At 54.5% G+C, this 11577-nt stretch carries 8 protein-coding genes; 4 read left to right on the forward strand and 4 right to left on the reverse strand.

Features of this window, described 5'->3' with window-relative positions:
- Positions 1 to 188: 188 nt before the first annotated feature.
- Genes ABIZ35_RS25235 through ABIZ35_RS25250 form a run of 4 tightly spaced genes read right to left on the reverse strand, consistent with a single transcriptional unit; the run spans position 189 to position 6094 of the window.
- Entirely contained in the window at positions 189 to 839 is a 651-nt protein-coding gene (locus ABIZ35_RS25235; RefSeq protein WP_348222700.1) for a thioredoxin domain-containing protein, read from the reverse strand.
- 36 nt (positions 840 to 875) lie between these two features.
- Positions 876 to 4571 (reverse strand): hypothetical protein, encoded by a 3696-nt coding sequence (locus tag ABIZ35_RS25240; RefSeq protein ID WP_348222701.1) that lies wholly within the window; start codon positions 4569 to 4571, stop codon positions 876 to 878.
- Between the two features lie 20 nt (positions 4572 to 4591).
- Complete coding sequence (locus ABIZ35_RS25245) at positions 4592 to 5341, reverse strand: hypothetical protein (protein ID WP_348222702.1); 750 nt, start codon at positions 5339 to 5341, stop codon at positions 4592 to 4594.
- A 36-nt stretch (positions 5342 to 5377) separates the two neighbouring features.
- On the reverse strand, positions 5378 to 6094 hold the full coding sequence (locus tag ABIZ35_RS25250; RefSeq protein ID WP_348222703.1) for a DUF1559 domain-containing protein: 717 nt from the start codon (positions 6092 to 6094) through the stop codon (positions 5378 to 5380).
- 763 nt (positions 6095 to 6857) lie between these two features.
- Here ABIZ35_RS25250 and ABIZ35_RS25255 point away from each other — a divergent pair.
- The 4 genes from ABIZ35_RS25255 to ABIZ35_RS25270 form a co-directional block, all read left to right on the forward strand.
- On the forward strand, positions 6858 to 7868 hold the full coding sequence (locus ABIZ35_RS25255) for a MoxR family ATPase (RefSeq protein WP_348222704.1): 1011 nt from the start codon (positions 6858 to 6860) through the stop codon (positions 7866 to 7868).
- Positions 7869 to 7966: 98 nt separating this feature from the next.
- Positions 7967 to 8893, forward strand: a complete 927-nt coding sequence (locus tag ABIZ35_RS25260) for a DUF58 domain-containing protein (RefSeq protein WP_348222705.1) — start codon at positions 7967 to 7969, stop codon at positions 8891 to 8893.
- A gap of 15 nt (positions 8894 to 8908) precedes the next feature.
- Positions 8909 to 11014 (forward strand): BatA and WFA domain-containing protein, encoded by a 2106-nt coding sequence (locus ABIZ35_RS25265; RefSeq protein WP_348222706.1) that lies wholly within the window; start codon positions 8909 to 8911, stop codon positions 11012 to 11014.
- Positions 11011 to 11577: hypothetical protein (locus tag ABIZ35_RS25270; RefSeq protein ID WP_348222707.1), on the forward strand; the 567-nt coding region annotated here is incomplete at its 3' end. The genes ABIZ35_RS25265 and ABIZ35_RS25270, both read left to right, overlap by 4 nt.

Genomic DNA, 11577 nt, shown 5'->3' on the forward strand with positions numbered 1-11577 from the left:
AGAACCAAAGCGGCGGTAACGCCGGCGATCTGAGATTTTCCGTTTCGCAATTGTTGCTCCTTATTCCGTAACAGTGATCGATTTCTCCCAATCACGGCATTGTCCATCACCCGATTATGATGTAAACAATCTTTTAATTTCAAGAGAGTAAGAATATTGACGCCACTGCACAGCATATTTTCTTACTTCTATCCAAATTCTTTGATTGCACTGGACAGCATATCCAATCCAGACAACTGAACAACTCTTCCATTAGGTAGGCATAACACAAAAGTTGGTGTCCCTGATAATCCAATAGATTGCGCGAAACGCATATCAGCATCCACTCGTGATTTTGCGACTTCTACGGTGGGGGTCTTAGCATCAATGGATTCCAACTGAAACTCAGAAGCGACGTGCTTCAATCGATTTGCATCGACTTTATCGGCATATAGAGCATCATGAACAAAACTAAATCTTCCCTTTTCCTTTGCAATCTCTGCCAGCACAGCTGCATCGTATGAGTATGGATGAATTGTAGTCAGAGGATAATTTCGGAAGACAAATCTGACTGAAGTGTTATTTAGTTTTAATAATTGGTTTAGTGGATGAACTGAAGCACGACACGGAGGGCATTCATAGTCACCAAATTCCACTAAAACGAAAGAACCGTGAGACTCGTTTAGGAAGATAGGGTTTTTGCCTATTATTTCATTGGACGAGACATTTAACTCACGCCCAAAATTTGGCAATTTATCGTTTCTCTGAATAACCGACGCAATTGCAAAACCAACAGCAATTAGGAGGCATAATGCAATTGTTATTTTCTCAGTTTTATTATTAGTGATGGATTCTGTCATAATAGTTCCGGATTTGTTCTAGAGTAGCAATAGAGCTTAGTGATTATTTGTCTTGGAAATCGGGGTTAACACAAAGTGATAACGCGGTGATTGTATTAATTCGTAAAAACCATATCCAAGGATTTCCTGAAGATTATTTATAGACAATGCAGTTGTGCAATGCCCTACTTGCATAGCCTGTTCTTTGTTTTTTGCAAACAATGGAGTAACGTCTTGTATGCTGCCTTTAGAATCCCAAACAAATGCTGTACCGCCAGGATAGTTTACATTGGTGTCCCGCCGACTTTCACCCACGATCTGGCCCAACTCGTTAATTCCTAAAGCTCGCGAATACACATCGCCCGGCAGAAGTCCCAAGTCTAGCATGCGTCCGTTTTGCCAGAGGCAAGCGGTTACCGAGCCATCCTGCCTCTGGGATGAACCAACAACCTGTCCTGCGTCATTGATAGCATTAGCAACACTTGTTTGCCCTCCCGGAAATGTTCCTAAGTCGTGTATCATGCCATCCTGCCAGAACATCGCATGCGTCTGTCCTGATTTAGTCAGCAGCCATCCCGCGACCTGACCACGATTGTTGATGGCGTAGGCTCTACTACTGATATATCCGGAAGGAACGCCGAGATCATGCATTCTACCATGCGACCAAAGGAATGCATGTGCTGTATTGCGGAAATCAGTTGAGCCTTCCGGCGCATCCGCGTTCCAGGCATATCCAGCCACCTCACCCCGATTATTAATGGAGCGCGCCGCACAATATGCAAACCTTGGAAGCGTTCCCAGATTGTGAATATCGCCGTCCTTATCCCAGTACGATGCCCATCCTGCGGATGATCCGGCAATTATCCCAGAATCGTTGACAGACCAAGCTTCTGTCGCATTGTTATAACCGTTCAGCGGGATAGCCCGGTTGATCGCGGATACATATGGATACGTTCCATTGGCGATGATGTACGATGCGAACTGGCTCTTATTGTTGAGAACGCCATTGTGCATTTCGGATCCGCCAACCGGCGGCAATCCCTTCGGATCGTAACGCGTATACGAGTACCGCGACGGCGCGACGACGAACCGAACTGGAACGGCGCTCGCCAGAAGCGCAAGGTTATTCACTCGCAGCGGGCTGCCCACAAGGAAGTCCGTCTGTTCGGCTTTCAGGCTGGCGGGCGCGACGCCGAACATGCGCTGGGACATCTGTGCGACGCCGATCGTTCGCTGGTTTGTCTTTGGTCCGCCGATGTACCCATAGTCCTGCAGGTTCACGTACAACTCGTTCAGTCGATCGCTCGACGCCGTGGAGCTGAGGCTCATGCCAAGCAATGTCGCCGCCGCCGAGCGTAGCGGGTTTGTCGAGTAGTCCGCCCCCGTGATCCGCGCGGCGACGTAGGCCGGCGCAGAGAGCGGAGTGTCCAGTTCGGCGCCGAAACAGCGGCGGATCAGCGCATGGCCTTCGGACCAAGTCATCGCGACTGGTATGTTCGTCTGCACCGTTTTGCGAACTGGCTCGGGCAAATTGCGCCACGCGACGTACGGGGACGGAGCGCCGGGAGTATATCCCCCAGCAATAGACTTCACGTACATCTTGAAGCCCACGCCAGCGCCGATCACCATGCAGGCGGCCAGGGCGACGGCCTTCCATCGCTTTGGTGATGCGGCGCGCTTTGCCGGTTTCGGTTTGCGTGAAACGGCGAAGAATGCCCCGATTGAAATCGCCATGGTCAGCAGCACGCAGGGATTGGAGAAAGAGAGCCCCCAGTAAAGCGTGATGATTACCGCCACGGCGGCCGCGCAAAACAGATCCAGCGCGGATTCACTGCTTTCTTTTCCCTGCGTCTCCTCGAACGCCAGCGACGGGTCCGCTTCATGCTTTCCGACAATGTCCGCCGCGCGGCGAACGCCCCAGGTCAGCGCCACGCCGATCAGCAGCCACGCGACGATACCCTGCTCGCCGATGAACTCCAGGCCGTTCTCACTGGGCAGCTGCGTGATCCCAGATCCCAATGTTAGCCATCGAAACGCATAAGGCTGGTAGGCGGGCAGGCTGATCTCCGATTTCAGAGCAATCACCATCGGAAATAAACCAATGGCCGCCAATGCGCCGGACTGGATCCACCGGCCCAATCGTCCCCTACTTCCAGCGATGCGGAGCGCCACGACCGCCGCCAGCACCCAGAGGCCCAGGTAAAGCGAAGACGCATGAGCGTTGCCGTGGGGCGCCACGGTTAGCCCCATGACGCCGGCGACAAGGGCTAATGTCTGAAGTACAGCGATCGAAAAGGGAGAGATCGAGCGGCCGATCCCAACTCCATTCCGCAGACGCGAAATCACGGACGGCTTTTCATCCCAGGCTCTTGCATGTGTGCTGGCAATGCGCTTCTTGGAACGCGCATCGCGCATTTCCGACAAAGCCCCCAGGTCGATCTTCCAAGTGAGGAATCCACGGATCGATTTGACGATTCCTTTACCAATTCCTCGAAAATCGACTTGCTCGTTCAGCCGGTCAACCCATCGATCCCGGTGGTTCTCCAGAAACTCTTGATTTTGTCTACGTGCATAAAGGATCAAGTCAGGCAGGGTCAGACCACAAACCAACACGGAAACAGCCCACAACCCCTGAGCAAAATACGCAGTCTTGGCGCCGTCCCACTTCCATTCCAGTATCAGACAAATCAGCGTCAGCGCCCCAAGAGCAATCAGCCGGAAATTTCCTCCACGCGCTTTTGCCACGGCTTTCTTCTCAAAGACCGTGTCAGGAACTGTCGATTCAGGCGACATTTCCAGCGCATCAATCGCCGGCTTGCGTTTTGGCGGCCACAGCAAGTCCAGCAAGCCGCTCACAGCGAAGGGGGCGATCGAACACGCCAGAAACCAGTTCAACAATAGAGAACTTGATGGGCTCGGGGCGCCGTTTTCCGAAACGCCAAACACAAAGACGGCCAGACGGGAAGCGAACGGAGCCGCAAGGTAAAGAACGCCGAATATCGCCGCCATAACCGTCGGTGGTATGAGCGAAGTCTTCTGCCTCCGAGAAATCCACCGTATTGCATGCAGACACGCCAGCAGGCCCAGACTGAAGAACAAGATCGGCGGATGCTGATCGACCGACTGCGTCCTCGCATCAAACACCAGCGCAACGCAGGCCGCCAGCGATGCGGCCACAGACAATAGCCAGCGCACATGCCCTGAAACCGGACCCGAAAAGTTCAATACAAAAGCTGCGCCAAATCGACGAACGCCAGACGGACGAACATTCCCCGCAAGTGTTGACCCGAGCGCTTTCCCGCTCATGGGCGTCGTCAGCACTTGCCTTGCGTGTCGTAACCACAAAACGATTTCACTGAGCGTTGGCCATGCCGAACGTGAAAATGCGCGCGGAAGCGCTAACGCCAGAGTAAAAACCGGGACTGCCGGCGCGACATGATAAAGAGCAAGCGTATACGCCGCCGAAGTCGGCAGATACGCCAGGACACAGATCGATGCTCCTAATACGGTCAGGACATCCCACAATCGGCTGGCGCTCAGTGCGGATCGGGCCGCCCCAACGCCCAGCAGTATTGCAATAGTATCAAGAAACGAGATGGCGTATGGATACTGAACCACACTCGATGTCAGCCAGTCTCTCAGACACAGCCACAAAACAAGCCCAATGCCGCTTGCCAACGACAACCACATGGTCACATGCGCCACTGTCGCGCGTTTGGGCGTATCATGAGCGACTAGACGCTCCACTATCATACGCTCTCCGTGCGAAGTGATCACTGTGCCCAGTCCTCACCCCGATCGTCGAAGTAGCGGGCGAAGGGAAGCGCCTCTTTCACGGGTTCATAATCGCCGTCCTTGACCTCAGGAAGTTCTGGACTGATCCCAGAGTGACCGTCCATGTACAAAAAGACCAGATGGCGGTCGTGGCGCGGCAATTGACGCTCAGACGAGGCAAGCCGATCGATGTATCCCGCCACGGTGTAGTCAGTGTTCAGACCATGCCCCGAAATCGCCATCTTTGGATCCGCATCGCCGCCTTCGAGGAGCATGCCTTCCGTCAGCAGCACAAAACGCGACGGCATACTGACCGAAGAGGCTTTACGGGTCGGGCTCTTGACATCGCCCGGTTTAAGGTCTATGCCCCAGCTATTGATCAAATAGCTGCTCGCGTTGTTGCGAGTGTCGTTGGGACACTTATAGAGATGTCGATCCTTAACATAGGGATAAATCGCATAAGGCCAATACTGCATTTGCCCAGCGTTGATGTGCGTATTCAGGTCACTTTGCCATCCACAAGGATAAAAGCCGTCGCTGTCCGCCACATACTGGTTTATCGCCGCGCCAAGATGCTGCATATTGGAAATACAGACTGCTTCTCTCCCACGTTCCTTGAGCTTGCCGGATACAGGAACAATAACGGCGACGACAATGGCGAACGTGGCTATCAACAGGAGCAGTTCCAGCCATGTGATGCCGCGTCGAGACGATTTAGAATGAGATGAGATCGACAACAAAAACTCCATTTTTGCAAAGATTCGTTCATAAAAGCGCGAACTAAATTAATCAGGACAATCCGCTCCGGTCGGCGTCTGCGCCTGGAGCTGCTGCGTCGCGAGTTGATCGTCGGAATACCACTTGACGTGGCCATCCACGAAACTCAAGTTGCTTCCGCCCGTATGGCGCGTGTCTGCGATGTTGTTCTGGAAACGAAAGTACCCGTCGTCGGTGCCTCGGCCGAACTCGTGCGAGGCCTCTTCGCCAAGCAACATCATTCCTGAGGTATTGTCGATCTGCGCCAGCGACTTACCAGGATACAGATGAGCAGCGTTTATCGGCTGCATCGTACAGGAATTGATCGCGTATGAGTCCCCGCTCACTTGCCCCTCGGCGTCGTCGGGGCAAATATACACCTGTGTGTTTTTAACATAAGGAAAGAGGTTGCCCAGTTTGACGTCGAAACGCCCCCCGGGATCGTTGACAGGGAAAGTATTGAACGCAACCCAGCCGCCGATTTTATTGTTGACCCCATCCCCGCAGCAGTAGGTGCTTGGCAGTAGCTCGTCATTGTCTAGCGTATATTGCTGAAACCCCATTCCAAGCTGGCGCAGATTGCCCGCACACGTGATCTGGCGCGCCTTCTCCCGCGCCTTGGCGAAGACGGGAAACAGAAGAGATGCAAGGATGGAGATAATCGCGATTACAACGAGCAATTCGATGATTGTAAAAGCTTTATGACAATTTCGGCTTGTCGGCTGTGAATAATTGCGATAGCTCATTGTTACCTACATTAAACCGAACAATATCATCTGATTATACGTACATTACGTACAATTGGGGATGAACAAACTTAACAAATCTACCTGTCAGTTCGATTATCCGCCGTATTGTACCTCTCAAAAAACTAAATTACAACTACTTCATATGAAAGAAATTTGATTTTTTTCCATAAGAGCATTTAGCCCGGTGGAACCATAATTGGAGTGTAAGTGTCGGGAATGTCGATGAGGCAGTACCCCTAACGTAAACGGTCTGTTTCTGATGTCGTAAAACAATGATTTCAAGAGATATTTAGCGATATTGATAGATAAAATCATTTTTTGAGTTATTCTACTGTCTGTAATTTTTTCGAATTTTGAAGCACGTATGCTAAGATACACATCTGGGTTATTAACTTCATTTTATTTATGGTTCTTTACGCTACACACCAAAAACGAGATTTGGTTCGTATTGTCTCATGCTGTTTGATCAAAGTGAACAGTGGATTATCGGAAGCTGTTGTCCGCAATACAGCATTTACAATCGCCGCTCAATTAGATCTCGGCCTATGGGACAAATACGCATAAATGAAGTTTGGTCCGCCAAAAATTAACATGAAGTTCCAGGAACTATCACAAACATGAACTCGGTACTAGAGGCAAGCAAGCAATGAGCCGGTAGTTACTTCTGAACAATATCTCACCATACTTGTAAGTTTAGTAACGATATATTTATTAGGATCAACTCAAATACAATCTCTACGCTCAGAGGAAGGATCGCAGTATGGAAGCGGCAGATCAAACGGAACTGTTGGAAAGCGTTCGCCTGCGATATGACAGCCTGCTGCAGGAAGTGCATAAGGTGATCATTGGGCAGGATGAAGTCGTCCAATATCTCGTCAGCGCTCTCTTTGCGCGGGGGCATTGTTTACTGATCGGCGTGCCGGGTCTGGCGAAGACGCTCTTAGTCAAAACCCTGGCGCAGAGCCTCGATTGGGATTTCAAACGGATCCAGTTCACACCGGACCTGATGCCGAGCGACATCATCGGCACGGAGATTCTGGACACCAACGCCAGCGACGGACAGCGCAGCATGCGTTTTGTTCAGGGACCGATCTTCGCCAATCTGATACTGGCCGACGAGATCAACAGAACGCCGCCGAAAACTCAGAGCGCTCTTTTGGAGGCCATGCAGGAGAATGCGGTCACCAACAATGGGCGCACGATGCCGATCGCCCCACCCTTCTTCGTCGTCGCCACGCAAAACCCCATCGAGCAGGAAGGCACCTATCCTCTTCCCGAAGCGCAGCTCGACCGATTTATGTACGCCCTGCAAGTCGGCTATCCGTCCGTGGACGAGGAAGAGCGCATCGCTTCGATGACGACCACCGATGAAACCGTCGAGCCGAAACCGATCTTCGCCCGAGATGAGCTGCTGCAAATTCAGCATCTTGTCCGCCAGATTCCTGTCTCGCCTCACGTCGTGAAATACGCCGTCTCCCTTGCGCGGGCCAGCCGTCCGGACTCTCCGGACGCCCCGCCGCTGGTGAAAAAGTACGCACAGTGGGGCGCAGGTCCGCGCGCATCGCAGTACCTCCTGCTCGGAGCCAAAGCGATGGCCGTGATGCAGGGCAAATCAACTCCGACCGCCAACGATGTGCGTCAGGTCGCCCCCCTGGTGCTTCAGCATCGAATTATCCTCAACTATGCGGCGATCGCCGACGACATCACGAGCGCAGGGCTCGTTCAAAATATCCTGCAGAACGTGCGGGAACCCGCATATGCAGGCCGTTAATTCTGCTCGTAAGGTTTCTGCGGGGAGACAAAAAGATGGCAGGCTTTGGCGCACGTCGGCAAAATTCGGAGAGCGGCCCGGGCCGGGACGCATCCGCAATGATGAGTTCGGTCATTGGTGAATACACGTCAGATACGCAGCAGCGGAAATACCTTCAGACGTCGGATCTCCGCCGGCTGCGCAACTTCCAGTTCGCCGCCAAGCTGATCGTGGAGGGCTCCTTTCAAGGCAAACACCGATCACCTTATTACGATTATTCGGCGGAGTTCGCGGATTATCGGCCATATACTCCCGGGGACGAGATACGCGCCATCGACTGGCGCGCCTACGCGCGCACGGACCGGTTCTATATCAAGCTCTCTCGCAAAGAAACGGATATGAACTGCTATCTCTTGGTGGACAAGAGCAACAGCATGGCGTACAAAGATTCGGGCGGTGTTTCCAAATTGGAGTACGCCAGTTATATGGCGGCCGGCCTCGCGTATTTGATTATCCGGCAAGGCGACAAAGCAAGCCTGTCGCTGGGCGATGACGCTCTCCGCGCTTACATCCCCGCCGGGGGCTCTCAGCGGCATTTGCAGCGCATTCTTATCGCGCTGGAGCAAAACACTCCCGGAGGCGAAACCGGCCTTCCGGCGACCCTCGCCACCCTCTTCGGCGTACTCAAGCGCAAGGGGCTATTGATCGTCATCTCCGACTTTCTCGACGAACCGGAGCGCGTCTTCTCCACACTGAATATGTTCGCGCACAAAGGTTTCTCGGTCCTCCTCTTTCAAGTACTGACCGATGGGGAGATGTTCCTGCCGGACGCGGACAACGCCCTCTTTCAAGATATGGAATCGCCGGCGTTCGCCGTGGCCGATCCAAACGCCATCCGCGTGGCTTACCAGGCTGAGCTTCAAGCATTTCTAAATGAGATTTCCACCAGCGCGAAGGCTCGCCGCATGCAGTATCAATTGGCGCTGACATCCGCTCCCTATTATGAGGCATTGGAGGCCTTCCTCACCGCCCGCGGACGCATGTGAGACGGCATAAAACTCATGGTATCACTTCTGCATCCCGGACTTTTGCCTTGGCTGCTGGCGGCAAGCGTCCCTATCGTAATTCATCTACTCACGCGCCGAACACGGCGGCGCCTTGACCTGCCGACGGTCAAATTCCTCCAGAAGGCGATGGCCCAGCAAAGCGACATTTTCCGCTGGCGTCATCTTCTGCTGATGCTGCTTCGGACGCTGGCGATCCTTGCGCTCGTGGCGGCCTTTACCAAGCCGACACTGAACTCCCCACTCGCCGCCCAGACCAACGATCGCAGTTCTGTCGTTCTGATCCTCGACACCAGCGCCAGTATGGGCTACGTGGACGGCGGCGCCAGCACGCTCAGCCGCGCGAAAAGCGACGCGATCAAGGTTCTCTCCAGCCTGAGGGACAGCGTCAAGGTGAATGTCATTCTCTGCGATGCGCACCCGCAATCCGTCGCCTCCGAACTCACGACGGACTTCCCCGCTTTGGAGCGCTCACTGCGGGACGCCAAGCCCAGCCAGGAGCGCGCCAATCCCAACGCAGCCATCAACATGGCGGTGGAGCAATTAGGGAAATCTGGGGCGAAATCCAAGCAGATTTATGTGTTTTCGGATTTCCAGCGCGGCAACTGGGCGGATGTGAAGTTCGAATCCGTTCCGGCTGACACAAAGATGGCGTTCGTCGGCGCCGCTTCCGACCACCGCGCCAACGTCGGCATTACGTCCATCCGGCTATCCCCCACCGCCCCGCGTATCGGCGAACCGGTGGCGGTGGAATGCGAAGTCTTCAATTCGGGCGACAGCCTGCGGACACTGCCGGTAAATCTCTCTGTATCCACCGGCGAACGACAGACGCAAAACGTCTCTCTCGCGCCTTTCTCCAGCGCGACGGCCAGCTTTACACTTCAGTTCGATTCCCCAAAGCAAATCGAATGCGTCGCGTCGATTCCCGCCGATAATCTGCCGCTGGACGATTTGCGGCGAGTGGTCATCGATCTGAAAAAAACGGCCGTCGTGCTAGTGATTACGGATGAAGATCCGAAGAAAGCGCCCAACTCCACATTCTTTCTGACGCATGCGCTCCATCCGGGCGCGGCAGCCCAGTCGGGCGTTCAAATCATCACAGTCAAACCGGCGGCCCTGAATAATCCCACTCTTCATGCCGCCGACGCCGTGATCGTCTGCAACGCTCCGCAAATGCCGGACGTGCAGTTTCAGGCCTTAAGCCGATATGCATCCGGCGGCGGAAACCTGATCTGGTTTCTCTATGGCGACAAGATCGCCGACCAGATGACGAAGCTCGGACGCCAGCTGCCCGCCACGGAGCCGATGCCCTTGCAGATCGACCACGTCGCGGACCTGAGCGGCAACGGCAAAGGCTACGTCACACTCGCCGAAGCCCACTACGAAAGTCCGCTGCTCAAAGCCTTCAAAGATCCAGCGGCGGCTGATCTGAGTAAAATACAGTTCCGCAAAATCTGCGTGACTGGGGAAGTCGATCCACGCGCGGAAACGCTTCTGAAATTCGACGACGGTACATGCGCCGTCGCGCATACGATCGAAGGAAGCGGCAATCTTTTGCTGGTCAACATGTCGCCCGACCCCACATGGAGCGATCTCGCCCGGCAGCCGGCCTTCCTGCCGCTTCTGCATGAGTTCCTGAAAGGACTCCTCAGTCATAATACGGCGGCCGCCGAGTTTGTCGCGGGAGGATCGGCGTCGTCCACCGTCGCGGCGAACTCCCTCGGCCAGGGCGCGAAGATATCCTGTTCCGGCCCCATGGGCCTGCTGCCGGTTTCCTCCGATCCCGTCACCGGATCGATCGTGGTGGACAATGTCCCGCAAAGCGGCTTCTACCATATTGACGCCGGGCAAAACCAGGTGGCTAGCCTCGCGGTGAACATCCACAGCGATGAAAGCGATTTGCGGACCATCGATCCACGCGAGCTGGAAACGCAGCAGCGGCGAGAAAGCTCCTACTTTGCGGGAATGGGAAAGGCGGATAGCGATCTGGATTCTCTGAGCAAAGGGAGGCCGCTCTGGCAGTATCTCCTGGCCTTCGCCCTGCTCTGCCTCTTCGGGGAACAAGCAGTCTCCCGCGTGACGGCGAAGGGGCGTAAAAAATGACAACAACGATCGGGTTCGATCCCCTCCTTCCCTACCCGCAAATACTCTTTCTGGCGATCCTGGCGACCGCACTGGCGATCTGGCTCTATACCAGTGCGCGGGCGCATGACGGCGCCCAATCACGCGTCCTACGCCGGCTCAGCATCCTGCGCGCCGCCGGAGTCTGCGCCATTGTCGTGCTGCTGCTCAATCCTGTTTTCACCCATGCAAACCACAGCACGGACAAGCCACCTCTGCTGATATTGATCGACAGATCGCACAGCATGGCCACGCGTGATCTCAAAGGCGGCAGTCGGTTCGATGCGGCAAAAGAGGCCACCGCGCAGAACGCCGATCTCGTACGGCAGCTGCAAAATCACTACAACTGCATGTTCTTCGGGATGTCGGACACGGCCGTGCATCAAGATGTGAACTCCTTCCTCAAGACGGCTAAGCCGGACGGCAGTCAAACGTGTTTGGGGGAATCCATGGCGAACGCCATCGGCAGTGTCACCGACGCCGGATCGGGAGGCGTGCTGCTGGTAAGCGACGGACGCAACAACGGTCAGGCCGATCCCGTCGAG

Origin of the sequence: Capsulimonas sp., assembly GCF_039929585.1 — a bacterium.
GTDB lineage: Bacteria > Armatimonadota > Armatimonadia > Armatimonadales > Capsulimonadaceae > Capsulimonas.